This window comes from Streptomyces silvisoli, assembly GCF_029269905.1.
In the GTDB taxonomy this organism is placed as follows: domain Bacteria; phylum Actinomycetota; class Actinomycetes; order Streptomycetales; family Streptomycetaceae; genus Streptantibioticus_A; species Streptantibioticus_A silvisoli_A.
In genome coordinates this window covers 96153-113072 of the sequence record NZ_JARJBC010000028.1, presented here as the reverse complement: position 1 = coordinate 113072, position 16920 = coordinate 96153, and the positions used below count along the sequence as shown (strand labels likewise).

Below are 16920 nucleotides of genomic sequence, written 5' to 3'. Positions count from 1 at the left end.
CCGCGGCCTGGGTGTGACCGATGTTGGACTTCAACGAACCCAGCCACAACGGCTGCCCCTCGGCACGATCCTGGCCGTACGTGGCCAGCAACGCCTGAGCCTCAATCGGGTCACCCAGCCGAGTCCCCGTGCCATGAGCCTCCACCACATCGACCGCAGCAGGAGAAAGCCCAGCCGCCGCCAACGCCTGACGAATCACACGCTGCTGCGACGGACCATTCGGCGCCGTCAACCCGTTCGAAGCACCATCCTGGTTGACCGCGCTAGACCGCAACACAGCCAACACCTCGTGGCCATGACGGCGAGCGTCAGACAAACGCTCCATCACCACCACACCGACACCCTCAGACCACCCAGTGCCATCAGCAGCGTCGGCGAACGACTTACAACGGCCATCAGCAGACAGCCCACTTTGCGCCGTGAACTCGAGAAACATGTCGGGTGTGGCCATAACTGTGACACCGCCGGCCAGGGCCAGCGTGCACTCGCCCGACCGCAACGCCTGCGCAGCCAGGTGCATCGCCACCAACGACGAAGAACACGCCGTGTCCACACTCACCGCAGGCCCCTCAAGGCCCAACGTGTAAGCCACACGGCCAGAGATCACGCTACCCGCGCCGCCAGTGAGCAAATGCCCCTGTAGTTGCTCACGAGAGACCAGATCCGCGTATCCGGACTGGTAAGCGCCAGCAAAGACTCCGGTCGGGCTGCCCGCCAACGAAGCAGGATCAATCCCTGCCTGCTCTAACGCTTCCCACGACACCTCCAGCAACAACCGCTGCTGAGGATCAGTAGCCAACGCCTCCCGCGGCGAGATCCGGAAAAACGCCGCGTCGAACTCGTCGACACCGTCGATAAATCCGCCCTCACCTGTCGCCAAGGTCCCGGACCCGGGTCCGTCGGTACCCAGTAGCGCATCCAGATCCCAGCCACGATCAGTGGGGAACGGGATTATGCCATCGGCCTCGGCGGTCACCAGCCGCCACAGATCGTCCGGACCCGACACCCCACCGGGAAACCGACACGCCATCCCCACCAGAACGATCGGATCACCGTTGGCTGAGGCCAACGCCGACACCACAGCCGCCCCAGTGGGTTGCGGCTCACCGAACTCGCCCGCCAAATAGCCCGCCAAACGCGTAACGGTCGGGTAGTCGAAGACCGCGCTGGGAGCCAGATCGAAACCCGTCTTGCCTTGCAGCAGGTTGCGCAGCTCGATTCCGGTCAGGGAGTCGAAGCCCAGTTCCTTGAAGGGCTGGTCACTATCGATCTGTGTGCTCGAAGCGTGTCCCAGCACGGCCGCGGCGGAATCCCTCACCAGATCAAGCAGGACCTGTTCGCGTTCCGCACCGGCCAGGCCAGCCAACCGCTGCCGCAGACCACCGGATATTGCTGTGTCCTGGCTCGAGGCCTCCGGCGCCTGGACGACCTCCGGCAGGTCGGACAGCAAAGTGCTCGGGATAAGGGACTCTTCACGGTGCTGAATACGCCACGATGCCAAAGCTGGCATCACCGAGGCGGCCACACCACTATCAACCCCCAACTCCCCCGCCAAGGCCTGCACATCCTGCTGCTCCACCGACGCCCAGAACCGCTGATCAGCCCGATCCCCAGCAGTAGACGAGACAGTCGGCACCACCTCAGGCCAGAAACGCTGCCGCTGGAACGCATACGTCGGCAGCGGAACTCGCGTAGCGCCACGCCCGGCGAACATCCCAGCCCAGTCCACCGCCACACCCTGCGCATACAACCGCCCCACCGCCGACAACAACGTCTCGGCGTCAGGGTGCTGGTGCCGCAACACCGGCGTGACGAGGGTGCCCGGTGCGCAGCTGTGCTGCGCCAGGCCAGACAGCACCCCGTCCGGGCCCAGTTCCACCAGCGCGGTCACACCCTGATCGGCCAGCCACCGCACCCCATCAGCGAACCGCACCGCATCCCGCACCTGCCGAACCCAATACCCCACCGAACACAACTGCTCAGCCGTAGCAACCCGCCCGGTCACATTCGACACCACCGGAATCCGCGGCGACCGGAAACACACCGTCCCCAGCACACCCGCAAACTCCTCCAACATCGGATCCATCAACCCCGAATGAAACGCATGCGACACCCGCAACCACGTCACCTTGCGACCACGGGTAACCACCAGCTCTACAAGGTCCACCTCGCCCTGCGGCCCCGAAACCACCACGGAATCAGCGGTGTTAACCGCCGCGATCGACACACCCTCCGGCAACAGATCCTTCACTTCGGCTTCGGGCAGCGGGATCGCGGCCATCGCCCCACCCGAAGGCAGCGCCTGCATCAACCGCGCCCGCGCCGCCACCACCCGACACGCATCCCCCAGCGACCACACACCCGCCACATACGCCGCCGTCACCTCACCAATCGAATGCCCCAGCAGATAATCCGGACTCACCCCACAGGCACGCAACACCTCAAACAGCGCCGCCTCCACCACGAACAACGCCGGCTGCGCCCACCCCGTCCGATCCAAAACATCCGCATCAACCCCCCACATCACCTCACGCAAAGGGCGATCCAGCAAAGGATCCAACTCCGCCGCAATCGCGTCCACCGCCAACGCAAACACCGGCGACCGGTCATACAACTCACGAGCCATCCCCACCCGCTGAGCACCCTGACCGGTAAACAACACACCCACCCGAACACCGGCCCGCGCACTACCACACACCACACCCGGACGCGTCTCACCAGCAGCAGCCGCCCGCAGCCCGGCCATCAACTCATCACGATCACTGCCCACCACCACCACACGGTGATCGAACACCGCACGCGAACTGACCAGCGACCACCCCACATCCACCGCACGCAACGACGAATCCGACCCCACAAACTCCAACAACCGGGCCGCCTGCGCACGCACCGCCTCAACCGACTTCCCCGACAACACCCACGGCACCACACCACCCACACCGAAAACACCAGCGCCGACGGGTTGATACGCCGCAGACCCAACCTGGCCATCGCACTTCGGAGGAGAGGTGACTACTACGTGGCAGTTGGAGCCGCCGATGCCGAACGAGGAGACTCCCGCGAGTAGTTGCTCGTCCTGCTCCGGCCAGGACATCGCCTCGCGAGGGACCCGTAGACCCCATTCGCGGAAACGGATTTCTGGATTGGGGTATTGGAAGTTCAGGCTCGCGGGAACACTGCGGTGACGGATCATCATCACCGTCTTCAGCAGGCCAACGATTCCCGCTGCGCCTTCCAGGTGGCCCAGATTCGTCTTCACCGACCCCACAAGGAGGGGACGACTCTCTTCTCTGTTCCTTCCCAGAACGGCGCCCAGCGCCGCGGCCTCGATCGGGTCACCGACCTTCGTTCCGGTTCCGTGCAGTTCGACGTACTGCACTCGGCGCGGGTCCACCCCGGCGCGGTCATATGCGGCGCGCAGCACTGCCTCCTGCGCTGACGCACTGGGGACGGACAACCCCCGGGTCGAGCCGCCATTGTTCACAGCGGTGGCTCGAATGACGGCGTAGATGTCGTCTCCGTCGGCGATCGCGCGAGACAGCGATTTCAGGACGACGAAGCCACCACCTTCGCCCCGGACGTATCCATTCGCTCGCGCATCGAAGGTGTAGCAGTTACCGTCCGCGGAAAGGGTGCCGAGCTTCGCCGCCATCTCCGCGGATTCTTCGATGAGGTTGAGGTGCACACCGCCCGCGAGGGCGGTCGTCGACCTTCCGCTCAGCACAGCTTCGCAGGCCATGTGCACGGCGACGAGAGAAGAGGACTGCCCTGTGTCGACCGCCATGCTTTCGCCGTGCAATCCCAGGAAATGCGAGATCCTGTTGGCGATCAGGGCGCGCTGGGTCCCGGCCTGGGTGTATTGATCGATGTCCCTGGCATCAGCGGACAGGCGCAGTTTGGCGTAGTCGTCCGCCATGACGCCGACGTAGACCGCGACTTGATCGCCTCGCAGCGTGCTCGGGACGATAGCCGCGTCCTCCAGAGCTTCCCAGCTCAACTCCAACGCCAACCGCTGCTGCGGATCCATCTCGACCGCTTCGCGTGGCGAAATCCCGAAGAAACCAGGATCGAAAAGGTCGACTTGGTTCAGGAAACCGCCGCGACGGACGGCATCACGCCACCGGGAATCGCGGAGACCTGGGCCGGGCCACCGGTCTCCTGGAACATCGGTGATCGCGGACGCGCCCGAGTGCAGCAAGGTCCAGAGGGCGTTCGGGTCGTGCGCCATGGGTAGTCGGCACGACAGTCCCACCACTGCCACACGTTCGTCGAACGGCTCGGAATCAATGGGCCACTCAGAGCGCACAGGACACATCGAGTACCTCCGGTCGAGGGTTTTCTCCTGACGAGCCGCAAAACCACGCTCGGGACGAACCATCTTCACCGCGCCAAGTCCGTCCAACTCACCTCGCAGGCGAAGACGATCGGACACGCCGGATCGTGCGGGCGTGACGACGCCGCAAATCGACAGGACAGAGCAAAGCTAGCGCGGTGATCAGCGACAACAACTCCTCAACCTGGTAGTCCGGTCATACCTGTGAACGCCTGGCGAACCGGCTCCCTCCCTACACGAGACTGATCCGCAATCGCACGACCACCAGCACTAGTGGTTCCCCGACCGAGAATGGTCTGAAATCATCAACCGGTGCTACGCCGTCCAGAACGGCGCCGCCACCGACGGTGTCCGCTCCCCCGACCAGGTTTCCCGAGCGCCCCACCATTCGCGTCGTTGGTGTGCCACAAGTGCGCTGGCGTTCGGTGGTCGCGGTGGGCGCCATGAGCGCTCCTGTGACTGCCTTCAACTCTCCTGCGTCGAACAGCGCGGCGCGGAAGGTGAGAAGTCCGCCCTCAGGATTTGGAGCTGGCAAATCATGCGTGACCTTACTGACCGCGATCTGGTGGTGGAGACATCGTCCGGCTCGGTGCAGGGGTTCCTGGATCGAGGGGTCCCGAACTGGCGCGGCGTGCCGTACGGCCGAGTTGAGCAGCGTTTTAGGCCGCCTGTGCCGGTCACCCCGGTCGAGCAGGTTGACGCGCGCCGCTGGGGGCCGGTCTGCTGGCAGCTTCCGATTATGACCGGTAAGACGCTTTCAGCGGTCTTCCCGGACGTCGCCGAGAGCGAGGACTGCCTCAACCTCAACCTCTGGTCGCCCGATCCGAGCCCGGACGCGCGTCGGCCGGTCCTGGTCTGGCTGCATTTCGGCAGCCGGGCGTACGGCAGCGGCAGCACGCCGACGATCGACGTCTGGCATTTCGCCGCTCGCCACGGCGCGGTGATCGTGACGCCGAACTACCGTCTGGGGCCCTGGGGTTGGCTCTATCTCGGTGCGCTGGATCCGGATTTCAAGGACAGCGCCAATCTGACCATTCTCGACCAGGTCATGCTGCTGCGCTGGATACGGGAAAACGTGGCGGGGTTCGGCGGTGACCCGGACAACGTCACTGTGTTCGGCATGTCCTCCGGCGCCTCCGACCTGGGCGCCCTGCTGGGCGCACCGGCGGCCAAGGGGCTGTTCCACAAGGCGGCCCTCTACAGTGGCGCCCAGGCTCCGATGGCCGAGGAAGACGCCGTGCAGTTCGCCGAGGAGTTTCTCGCGGCCGCGGGACCACTGGCCGCCACGCCGGCCGACCTGGTCCAGCTGCCCAACGTGGGCCTGCGGACCATCCACCGGCGACTGCTCCGGCAGAGCACCGCCCGCGCCAACGGCCCGGTCATCGTCCGATATGGACCTTTCGTCGACGGGGACGTCCTTCCTCAAGCGCCGCTCGACTCGCTCGAGGCAGGGCTCATGGCCGACGTTCCGTTGCTGGTGTCGAACGTCGCGGAAGAGGCCGGGGTGTGGGACTGCTGGAACGCGGTCGACCACGCCTATTCGCACGTGCTGCCCGACGCCGATCAATCGGTGGACCATGACGAGAAGATCAGGGTCTTGTCCGAGATTCGCTGGGTGGGACCAGCCAGGGAGTTGTTGGCCGCCCAGCACAAGGGCGGCGGGCACGGGTGGGCGCAGAAGTTCGACTACGCGCCTTCCACCAATTGGCAGACTGCGCTGGCCTACCCCGCCGTGGCGAAGAGGCCGGTTCATGGGGCCGACGTGGCCTCGCTGTTCCTCGACCCGGAGGGAGACGTCGGCACGGATGACGACCGGGCCGTCGGCGCGCTGGAGCAGGCGGCACTGCTCGCACTGGCCAGAGACGGGCACGTGCCCTGGGCGCAGTGGTCACCGGAGCAGCAGACACCGCACCGGATCGCCGCACCATCGAACTGAGCGCAGCGACAGCCCCGTGGCGTGGGAATCGCGTTCGCGCCACGGGGCTGGCTTCGGCCGAGTGGGTCACCCCTGCGAGCGGCCTGCCCGCTGGTCAGGGGTTCTCGTAGATACCGTCGATTCGACCGCGCGCCAGGACGTCAGTGGCGGCGGCGAGCACGGCGCGCGGCTTGGCCGAGTCCAGGTCCGTGCTGCCCGGCACCACGGTGATCGGCTTCGCGAGCGCGAACAGCTGGAACACGTACCGGTGCGGGCCGTGTCCCTTGATGGGCGCCGGTCCCAGGTAGCCGCGGCCTCTACCGGATCGCAGTGATCGCACACCTGCCACGGGGTTTTTCGCATCGAGCGCCCCCCGGCCGAGACTGGTCACCGAGGGTTCGACCAGGAAGACCCCGTGGATGAACGGTTTCGGCGTGGGCGCGTCGGGGTCTTCGATGACCAGCAGCAACTGTGCCGTACCTTCCGGCACTGTGGCCCAGCTCAGGGCGGGGGACAGATCTTCGCCGCCGATTCGCTTGCCAGCGTGCACGACCGGAATCGTCGCCTCGTGTGCGAAGTCGGGGCTGGTCAGGGTCAGTTCGTCTCCACCGGCCAGGTTCGGTGCGTTCCAGGCGAGGTCGGCATTCCCCGCCCGCCGGTTCTTCAATAACTTTCCGAGCACTGCCATTGCTTCTCCTCGTCGGTTCGCGCCGAACACCATACCGACCACCACGACGTGTGCCGAGTCGACCGGAACGTCGAGCGGACGAACGGGCGGCAGCGCCGTCAACCGCGTTGCCGCCCGATCTGTCCCCTCTCAGGCGATCCTCGCTGTCCACGCCGGAGACGGTGCGCCGGCTCAGCCGGGGATCACCACACCCAACTCCTTGGCCTGCCGCCGCTGGAACTCGCCGAACTCCCCGTGCAACTGCCAGCGCAGCGCGCTGCCGCGCAGCGTGCCGGGCTGCCTGGTGCCCCATGCGGCTTCGAACTCCGGCGGCAGGAGGCGGCTCGACGGCACGGAGAACCACATCCGCAGCAGATGGCGCCCCGCCTCGGACTCGTCGCTGTCGAACGCTGTCCGGCCGTGCAGCACCAGATGGCTGTTGATCAACTGCAGGTCACCTGGCTGGAACTGCATGGGAGTCACCAGATCCGGTCGGGCGGCGATCTCCTCGACCGCGGCGATGGCCTGCCGCTGCCGGTCGGTCAGCCTCGGCGCGGCCGGATTGTCCTGGCTGCGCAGGATCCGGCGGATGTAGAACCGGCACGTGGTGCGTCCCTCATGGCGGCCGAAGACGGGACACATGAAGAAGTCCGGGTGGTTCTCGTCCGGGGAGGCGACATCGGCGAACGGCAACGGCTCGTACAGGGCGGTCAGCAGATCGGGGTACACCCAGGACAACTCCCGGCGCACCGCCTCGGCGCTGACCACTAGGCTGGTGCCCCCGTGTGAGGCGGCGCGCCGGCACAGCAGTCCGACGATGTCGGTCGAATCGATATGGAATCCGATGTGCTGGTTCGAGGTGTGCACCCGCAGCCGTCCGGCCCGGCCCTCATCGCGGATGTCGACGATGCTCGCGTCGGCGTTGTTCTGGATCAGTGGCACGCCGACGTGCATGCCGAGGCCCCAGTAGAGTCGGCGGACCTCCTCCTCGGTCTTGCCGTTGACGGGTATGCCGCGGATCAGCGCGAATCCCGGCTCGTCCTCCAGTGACCGTACGATGCGCCGTAGTTTCGGCCCCACCTTGGGCAGGGGAAAGTCGGCCGGGCTGGCCGCGAAATCGGTTTTCCCGCTATCGACCAACGCGGCCAGTGCGCCGTCGATTTCGGCCGCCTCCGACACCGTCAACTCGTACAGCCACGGTTCCTGCCCCGATTCGTCGGACATTTCCCGTTCGTCGCTCAGCAGAATCGACATGACCCTCGTCCTTTCCCGGGACAGTCAACAAACGCAGTTGTCGTCGAGCACGATCGTGGGTTCATCGACGTTCAGTAGATGCCTTCGATCACCCGCTCGCCGCCGAACTTCTCGACCGGCCGGGGGTCGGCCACCGAATCGCCGAACTGGCCTTCCGGGCCCGGCACTCGGACGGCCGAGTCCCGTTCGAGGTTGTTGGGCAGGAACATGCCCTTGCTGATGTGGTTCATCACGACCTGTCCACGTCGGCCGTATTCCACGGTCTCCCGCTTCTCTGGATCGACCACGTGGAACGTCACCACCGGGGTGTACGGGTCGTAGACGATGTGGTCGCCGTCGCCGGTTCCGGCGCGTTCCGACGCCCCCTCCAAAATCATGGCGCTGTTGTACCGGCTCACCATCCGCACGTTGGGGAAGTGCAGGTGCGACAGTTCGAACCGCTCGTCCGCGGTCATGTGCGCGCCGCCCCAGAACACCACGGCGACCTTGGCGTTGATGAGTTCGACGAGCCGGGGGCGCCCCGAACATGCCCGCAGCAGCGGCGGTGTGATCACCAGGAGGCCGACGTGCTGGCTGCTGAGCACGTGCTCGATCTGGTCCAGCACGTGCTCGACGTAGGCCTTGACCTGGTCGTGTTCGCCCCGGCTGATCAGTTTCTTGACCCAGCGCGGGTCGACGTCGATGGTGAACTTGATGGTGTTCTGCCGCTTCACCACGTCGTCGTACTGACCGCCGATCTTGTGCGGCCCGGTCGGCGCGGCGATCAGGATGTTGCCGGGCTCCCGCCCGGCGAACACCGGCCCGGCGAGCATCCTGTTGATCGAGCTCTCGAACCAGTCGGGCATCAGGATGACCCGCTTGGGCGCACCGGTGGTGCCGCCGGTCTCGAACACCTTCGGTGCCGGCGGGTTGGGGCCGTAGCCCTGCGGGACCAGGTCCTCCACGGGGATGCCCCGCAACTCGTCGACAATGTTGGGAAAGAGCCTCAGGTCGTCGTAGGTGCGCACATCGTGCACCGGATCGAAGTCGAGCGATTTGGCCCGTTCGAGCCAGAACCGCGAACCGGTGTCGGCGCCGAAATGCCATTCGAGGGCGGTCCTGAGGTATTCCTCGGGGTCGGCCGGGCGGACCGCCGGGTCCAGAACCGCCCACCGCTTGTCGGCCATGACGCCGGTCATGAAGAACCTCCCTTGTTTCGGGTGTTGCTCACCGATTCCGATGTCTCTCCCTGGTCCACCGGCCACGCGAAACCCGTGATCAGATTGAGCGCGTTGGCCAGTTCCAGTACTTGTTTCGCCCTGGCGAGAGCGGGAGGCCCCACCATCTTCCCCTGCGCCGTGATGATGATCGATCTGCTTTCCATGGCGGCGAGATCCACGGCCGCACAGATCTCCAGGGCGTCGTCGATCTCGTCCATCGTCGGGGTGTAGACGTCGTGGATGATGGGGATCTGCGCGGGGTGAATCGCCATCCGGCCGAGAAATCCAAGCCGGCGACCGTGTTTGCTGGTCACGAGCAACCCGCGCAGATCGCGGGGCTCGGCGTAGACGCTCTGACACGGGTTGGGCAGGCCGGCGGCGCGTGCGGCGGTGATCACCCGGGCCCGGCTGGCGTCCATGGTCGGGCCTTCCGCGGTGGTGTTGAGGTCGGCCCGCAGGTCGGACTCGCCGAGGCCGAGCATGGTCACCGCGGGAGACGCGGTGGCCAGGGCGAAAGCGCGCTCCAGCGCGCCGGCCGACTCGATGAGCACATGGATCTTCGCGGGATGACGGAGCTCCCGCAGGATGTCGGCGACGCGCCGGACCTCGTCGGGTGAGCCCACCTTGGCCATGCGTATCCCGGCGAGCCCGGTACCGGCCACCGCGCGCACGTCGTCCTCGCACAGCCCCGACGACATCGAGTTCACCCGCACGTAGGTGGGTTTCGAGGCGGGCGAGGTGATCGCCTCGGCGACGATCTCCCGGGCTTCGAGCTTCTGCGCGGCCGGTACGGCGTCCTCCAGGTCGAGGATCACCGCGTCGGCTTCGGTGGCGTAGGCGCGGGCGATCCGGTCCGGGTGATGGCCGGGCACGTACAGACAGCTGCGGAAAACCTGGTGCCTGCGCTGATCGTCGCTCATGCCCCGGCCTCTCCTGTCGAGGAGTGGGCCGTCTCGGCTCGCGCGAGGGTGCCGCACACGTCCTCGGTGTGTGATCCGACCGGGGGCCCGGCCCAGTCGATACGTCCCGGTGTGGCCGACAGCCGGAACGGGACGCCCGGCATCCGTACCGTGCCCAGTTCGGCGTCGGGCACGTCCACTGTGAGGCCGCGTGCCCGGAACTGCGGATCGGTCAGCACGTCGTCGACCTCGTAGATGGGAGCGACCGCCGCTTCGGCCGTCTCGAAAGCGGCGACGACCTCGTCGCGGCCCCGGGCGGCGATCCACGGCCGGATCGCGTCGTCGATCACTTCGCGATGCGCGGCCCGCCCGACGCCGGTGGCGAACCATGGCTCGGCGCACAGGTCGGGTCGGCCGACCAGCCGGACGACGCGTTCGGCGACCGAGCGCGCCGGTGCCGACAAAGCGACCCAGCGCTGGTCCGCGCAGCGGTAGACGTTTCGCGGTGCGCTGTTGTTCGACCGGTTGCCGACCCGGTCGGGCTTGATGCCAAGGTGTTCGTAGACGGTGAGTTGGGCGCCCAGCGCGCCGATGAGGGTCTCGGTGATCGCGACATCCGCGATCTGGCCGGTACCGATCAGGTCGCGGGCGCGCAATGCGATCAGCACCGCGAGGGCGGTGTGCAGTCCGGCCACGGCGTCGCCGAGCGGGAACGCCGGGAGCGCGGGCGGGCCGTCAGGTTCTCCCGACATCGCCGCCAGCCCGCTCATCGCTTCCGCGAGGGTGCCGAAGCCGGGACGGCCCGCATACGGCCCGTCCTGCCCGAACGCGGTCACCCTGGCCAGCACGAGTCGCGGGTTGGCCTCGGTGAGCACCTGCGGACCAAGCCCCCAGCGTTCCAGCGTGCCCGGCCGGAAGTTCTCGATGACCGCGTCGGCCTTGATGGCGAGACCGACGAAACGGTCCGCGTCCCGGGCCTCACGCAGGTCGAGCACAACGCTTTTCTTGTTGCGGCTCAGCATCTTCCACAGAAGCGGAACATCGTTGTACGCGTGGCCGTACCGGCGCACCGGATCGCCCGCGGGCTGTTCCACCTTGATGATCTCGGCACCGAAGTCACCGAGCAGTCTCGCCGCGAAAGGCCCCGCGAACAGTGTGGAGGCATCGATCACAGTGAGACCGGCCAAGGGTAAGGGAGTATTTGGCACCGTGGACCTTCCCTGTTCGGTTTTGCCGCGCGAACCCTCGCGGAGTCCCGGTCATTCGTGCGGCGAAACGGAGTTTTCGCTCTGGCCGGTCCCCAGTGGCCTCCTGGGCGCGGTTCCCTGTGCACCGGCCGAATCGCGCAGCGGCACCGGCGGCCAGCTGACGAGCAGGAGCAGGCCGATGAGGCTCACTCCGGAAGCAGTCACGAACACCAGCCCCATCGAGTCGGCGAACGCCAGCTGGAACGGACGCGCCACGACCGCGGGCAGCGACTGGATCACCGCGCTGTCGTGCACCACCACACTCGTCGCGACAGCGGTGTCGTTCGCCTGCAGCCCTGTCGCGAGTTCACGTGCGGCCGGATCGCTCGCCGAGGCGATGGTCTGTGCCACGGCGGCCCGGAAGGCTGGCTGACCGGCAGCGGCTTTCACCTCCCCAGCGATCGCCGTTGGCGCGTAAGCGAAGAACAGCGAGAGGAAGAAGGCCAATCCGATGGTGCCGCCGAGTTGCCGGAAGAAGGTCACCGCCGCGGTCGAAACCCCCATGTCGGCGGGCGGCAGGATGTTCTGCATCGCCAGGGTGAGCGGCTGGTTGAACATGCCGACACCCAGCCCGAGGGCCAACAACAGCAGCATGAGCAGCCAGAAGTCGGAGACATCGGTGAGGAAATAGAGTCCCAGCAGACTCGCCACGGTCAGCACCCCGCCGGCGATGGCCTGCGCCCGGTACCGCCCGGTGCGTGCGATGAGCTGGCCGGAGCAGAGGGTGCCGACAATCGCGCCCAGCATCGTCGGCAGCAGGCGGAAACCGGCCGCCATCGGATCGACCCCTTGGGACACCTGGAAGTACTGGGGAATGATGCTGATCACGCCCACCATCACCGAGCCGACGACGAACGAGACGACCGACCCCTTGGCGAACGATCGGTTCGCGAAGATGCGCAGCGGGGTGAACGCCCTCTCGCCGGCCAGCTTCTCGGCCCACACGTACGCCGACATGCTGGCCGCGAACACGGCGAAACACACGAGCGACCGGGTCGATCCCCATCCCCAGGACCGGCCCAGTTCGGCGACGATCAGCAGTGGTGTGATGCCCACGGTGAGCAGCAGACCGCCGAGCCAGTCCACCCGGCCCCCGGTCCGCTGCGTGGGATCGAAGTTCAGCACACGCACGACAACGGCCAGCGTCACCAGGCTGAGCGGCACGTTCAGCAGGAAGACCCAGCGCCAGCCGGCGATGCCGAGGATGCTCTGGGTGTCGGCCAGTACGCCGCCGATCAGCGGGCCCACCAAGTTCGCACCGGTGAACACTGCCAGGAAGTACCCCTGGTATCTGGCGCGCTGCCGGGGCGCGACGATGTCGCCGAGGATGGTGAACGCCAGGGACATCAGGCCGCCGGCACCGATGCCCTGGACGGCGCGCAGCACGGCGAGTTCGTAGAGAGAGGACGCGAACGTGCAGCCCAGCGAGCCGAGCGCGAACACCGAGATGGCGACCACGTAGCACGGTTTGCGGCCGTAGAGGTCGGACAGCTTGCCGTACAGCGGCGTGACGATCGTCGAGGTCGCCAGGTAGGCGGTCGTCACCCACGCCAATAACGAATAGTTGTGGAAGTAGTCGGCGATGGTCCGGATGGACGTCGCCACGATCGTCTGGTCCAGCGCGCTGAGCGAGACGCCCATCAGAAGTCCGCAGAGGACCAAGAGGATCTGCCGGTGGGTGAACCCCGCGTGATCCGGCAGTTGCCCGTGACCAGGCGTCAGGCTCGCCATGCGGACACCCCTCCTTACGAGTTCGCCACCGGATCACGGCGAACTTACGTAGGCTCGCCGAGGCAGGTCAAGGTCGTGCGCGGGGGGCTCCGGACCACCGCCGGTGGCGGGCCGTTGCCGATCGCAACCCGGTTTTCGACTGCGTTTTCCGCGCGGTTGAACACTGGGCGCCGGTCGGTCGCCCGGCGCATGGCCTCGACCACGTTACTCGCCACCGCGTCGGCATGACCGGACGCACGGCCCACTCAGACAGCTGGCTCGCTCCCGGCGCGGCAAATACATTGCTCGCATGACGGTTTCCGACCGGGGAGGCGACTTTGCATCTGCCGGACACTGCGCGCTGGGCACTCACCCACGGGCTGATCAGGCTCGTGATGCGCAGGGAGGCCGCCCGGGACAATCCAGCCACGCGCCGCGTCACCGATCCGCGGGTGCGGGCGAACCCGTACCCGCACTACGAGACGCTGCGCACGGACGAGCCGTTCGTGGGCGGGCTGGCCAGCAAAGTGACGGTGCGCCATGACGTGGCCACCGAGGTGCTGCGGGTCGCGACGATGGGCGCCGCGACGTTCGGCGGTGCGCCCGGCCTGATCCGGCGGATCCTGGCCGCCTCCGGCACCGGTGCGGCGCGCGGCGTGTTCGAGCCGCCCTCCATGGTCGCCGTGGACCCGCCCTACCACAGCCGCTACCGCAAGCTGGTCACCCGCGCGTTCACCGCGAAGGCCGTGACGGCACTGCGAGAGCGGACCGAGCAGGTGGCTGTGGAACTGCTCGACAAGCTCACCGAGTTGGACGTGCAGCAGCCCGTCGACCTGGTCCGGCACTATGCCTCGCAACTGCCGACGGTCGTGATCTGCGAAATCCTGGGCGCTCCGACCGACATGCGCGACCAGTTCCTGATCTGGAGCGACGCGGCGGCGAGCCACCTCGACCCCGGCATGTCGCGGCAGCAGTTCCTGGCCGCGCAGAAGGACATCGACGCCCTGCTGGACTGGCTGCGCGGGCACTTCGCCGAGCTGCGCCGCAACCCCGGCCAGGACATCCTTTCCGACCTGGTCAACTCGACGGACACCGACGGCCAGAAGCTGACCGAGGTCGAGTTGCTGGCCACCGCGATGCTGGTGCTGGCGGCCGGGTTGGAGACCACGGTGAACCTGATCGGCAACGGCATCGCTCTGCTTGAGCAGTATCCGGACCAGCGCGCGCTGCTGGCCGAGCGTCCCGAGCTGTGGCCGAACGCGGTGGACGAGATGCTCCGGGTGGAGTCCCCGGTGCAGCGGATCTCGCGGCGGGCGTTGCAGGACACCGAGATCGCGGGGGTCGCGCTGCGCGAGGGCGAGATCGTGGTGGTGATGCTCGGCGCGGCCAACCGTGACCCCCTGGTGTTCACCGAGCCGGCCAGGTTCGACGTCACCCGCGCGAACGCCGGCAAGCATCTGGCGTTCTCCAGCGGCATCCACTACTGCCTGGGTGCCGCGTTGGCCAAGATGGAGGGCGAAGTGGGGCTGCGTGCGCTCTACCAGCGCTTCCCGGATCTGACCCTGCTCGACGAGGGCGACCGCAAGCCGACCCGGAACCTGCGCGGCTTCGACCGGCTGACCGCTTCGCTGACCCCGGCACCGGTGCGCTGATCCAGATCTCGGACAGGGAGATCGGGCCGGGAAGAAGCCCGGCCCGATCGATGTCTCCACGGTCCACGGGCACGGTCATTGCGTGATCACGAATGCTCGGGCTTCGGGTATGACGTGACGCCATGTTCCTTTGACTGCCTGGCAAACAGCGCGGAACCGGGCTCGGATAGTCAAGTGGGTGTTCGAATCCGTTGATCACCGAGCGAGTCCGTGCCTGCCTCTGCATCATCTCTCGCGACCGCGCTGCCGAGGTACGGATAACTGCTGCTTTTGGTAGGCCAGTTGGGGAGCAGTCGGCGCAGGTCCCTACGAAGCTCCTGGAGTCGCTTCGCGACAAAACTACGGTCAGCGCCACCCATCGCCCGGGGCATCCGGGGCGCTCACCCCGAACAACTCAACTTTAGGGAACGCACGATGACGAACCTGAGCCAGGACGCGGAGCTGACCGGGCGGGTCGCGGCGGCGGTGGCGAATCCGGTGGCGCACGACCAGTTCGACCCCCACGCCGCGCTGGCCGAGGTGCTGGCCGGGATCGGGATGAGCCCGGCGGACACTGGCGGGCAGATCGAGTTCGCCGGGGCCGACCCGGTGGTGCCCAGCACTCTGCGCCTGGGCGGGGCCGCGGCGATCGCGCTGGCTGCGAAGTCGGTGGCGGTGGCCAAGCTGTGGCGGCTGCGCGGCGGCGACGGCCAGGACATCGCGGTCGACCTGCGGGTCACCCCGCACCGGCTGTGCCCGTTCTACGACCAGCGTTGGGAGACGATCAACGGCCGCCTGCTCGGCTCCCCCGCGAACGCCGGCAGCAGGGCGTTCGCGTTCGGTTTCTACCGCACCGCCGACGACCGCTGGGTGATGCCGCTCAACCCGTACCCCAAGATCAAGATCGCCGCGCAGAAGCTGCTCGGCGTACCGGACGACGCGGACGCGGTACGTGCCGCCGTGGCCCAATGGACCGGTCGGGAACTGGAAGAAGCCGCCGCCGAGGCGGGCTGCGTGCTGCCGATGCTGCGCGCCACCGGCGAGCTGTTCGCCGAGCCGCACTACCGCGACCACCTGGCACATCTGCCGCTGGTCGCCGTGGAACGCATAGGCGAGTCCGAACCCGAGCCACTGCCGCCCGGGGCGCCCACCCCGCTGGCCGGGGTGCGTGCGCTGGGCATGGGGCACGTGATCGCCGGCGCCGGGGCGGGCCGGGCACTCGCGCTGCACGGCGCGGACGTGCTCAACGTGTGGCGCCCGCAGGAGCTGGAACACCCGGTCACCTACGCCACGGCGAACGTCGGGGTGCGTTCCACGGTGCTGGACCCGCGCGCCATGGACGACGCGACGGCACTGCGCGAGCTGCTGGCCGGAGCGGACGTCTTCTACGCCAACCGCAGGCCCGGCTACCTGGAGCGCATAGGACTGTCCGCCGAGCAGGCAGCCGAGCTGCGGCCGGGGATCGTGCACGTCAGCGCCTCGCTGAACGGTCCGGCCGGGCCGTGGGCCGGACGGGTCGGGTTCGACCAGACGGCGGGCAGCCTGACCGGGATGATGCACCTGGAGGGCGGGCTGGGCTCGAACGGCTCAGCCGGATCGAAGCCCGCGCTGCCGCCGATCCTGGTGGTCAACGACTACATCGTCTCCTGGCTGATGGCTGCGGGAGCGGTGGAGGCACTGTGCCGGCGCGCGGTGCACGGCGGCAGCTACCGGGTGCACGTGTCGCTGACCCGAGCCGCGCTGTGGATCCTCGGGCTGGGTGTGTTCGACCGGGAGTACGCGCACACCACCGCCGGGCGCGGCCCCGAGCACGCCTACCACGACCCGGAGCTGTTCACCGCCGACACCCCGCTCGGCCACTACCAGGGCGTCACCGAGCAGATCCGGATGTCCGCCACCCCGGGCCACTACCGCACCGTCCTGGTTCCCCGGGGCTCATGCCGCCCGGAGTGGCTCGACTGACCCGGGTCCCGGGGGTCCGGTCCGGTCGTCGGGCGGGACATCCGCCGGATGCGTCCGATACGGAAACCCGAATCACTTCCCGCTCGACGCGAAACGAAAAATG

10 protein-coding genes are annotated in these 16920 nt (G+C 67.5%); 3 read left to right on the top strand and 7 right to left on the bottom strand.

Going from position 1 to position 16920, the window contains the following annotated elements; all coding sequences use genetic code 11:
• A partial coding sequence (locus P3G67_RS31665) for a type I polyketide synthase (protein ID WP_276096572.1) occupies nt 1-4228 on the bottom strand: 4228 nt, incomplete at its 3' end.
• A gap of 643 nt (nt 4229-4871) precedes the next feature.
• On the opposite strand from P3G67_RS31665, the gene P3G67_RS31660 reads away from it, so the two are divergent.
• Nucleotides 4872-6269 (top strand): carboxylesterase family protein, encoded by a 1398-nt coding sequence (locus P3G67_RS31660; protein ID WP_276096571.1) that lies wholly within the window; start codon nt 4872-4874, stop codon nt 6267-6269.
• A gap of 94 nt (nt 6270-6363) precedes the next feature.
• On the opposite strand, the gene P3G67_RS31655 is transcribed toward P3G67_RS31660, so the two are convergent.
• The 6 genes from P3G67_RS31655 to P3G67_RS31630 form a co-directional block, all read right to left on the bottom strand.
• Entirely contained in the window at nt 6364-7038 is a 675-nt protein-coding gene (locus P3G67_RS31655) for a YbhB/YbcL family Raf kinase inhibitor-like protein (RefSeq protein WP_276096570.1), read from the bottom strand.
• Nucleotides 7039-7107: 69 nt separating this feature from the next.
• Entirely contained in the window at nt 7108-8169 is a 1062-nt protein-coding gene (locus tag P3G67_RS31650) for a TauD/TfdA family dioxygenase (RefSeq protein WP_276096569.1), read from the bottom strand.
• A gap of 71 nt (nt 8170-8240) precedes the next feature.
• A complete protein-coding gene (locus P3G67_RS31645) occupies nt 8241-9347 on the bottom strand; it encodes a phenazine antibiotic biosynthesis protein (protein ID WP_276096568.1) in 1107 nt (368 codons plus the stop codon).
• Nucleotides 9344-10288 carry an HpcH/HpaI aldolase/citrate lyase family protein gene (locus P3G67_RS31640; RefSeq protein WP_276096567.1) on the bottom strand — a complete coding sequence of 315 codons (945 nt, stop codon included), beginning with the start codon at nt 10286-10288 and terminating at the stop codon, nt 9344-9346. Before P3G67_RS31640 ends, P3G67_RS31645 begins: the two co-directional genes overlap by 4 nt.
• Complete coding sequence (locus tag P3G67_RS31635) at nt 10285-11454, bottom strand: CaiB/BaiF CoA transferase family protein (protein WP_313881694.1); 1170 nt, start codon at nt 11452-11454, stop codon at nt 10285-10287. Before P3G67_RS31635 ends, P3G67_RS31640 begins: the two co-directional genes overlap by 4 nt.
• A 72-nt stretch (nt 11455-11526) precedes the next feature.
• Nucleotides 11527-13245 (bottom strand): MDR family MFS transporter, encoded by a 1719-nt coding sequence (locus P3G67_RS31630; protein WP_276096565.1) that lies wholly within the window; start codon nt 13243-13245, stop codon nt 11527-11529.
• 317 nt (nt 13246-13562) lie between these two features.
• Here P3G67_RS31630 and P3G67_RS31625 point away from each other — a divergent pair, with 317 nt between their 5' ends.
• Together P3G67_RS31625 and P3G67_RS31620 are read left to right on the top strand one after the other, a co-directional pair.
• Complete coding sequence (locus tag P3G67_RS31625; RefSeq protein WP_276096564.1) at nt 13563-14876, top strand: cytochrome P450; 1314 nt, start codon at nt 13563-13565, stop codon at nt 14874-14876.
• A gap of 414 nt (nt 14877-15290) precedes the next feature.
• Complete coding sequence (locus P3G67_RS31620; RefSeq protein ID WP_276096563.1) at nt 15291-16817, top strand: CoA transferase; 1527 nt, start codon at nt 15291-15293, stop codon at nt 16815-16817.
• Nucleotides 16818-16920 lie beyond the last annotated feature (103 nt).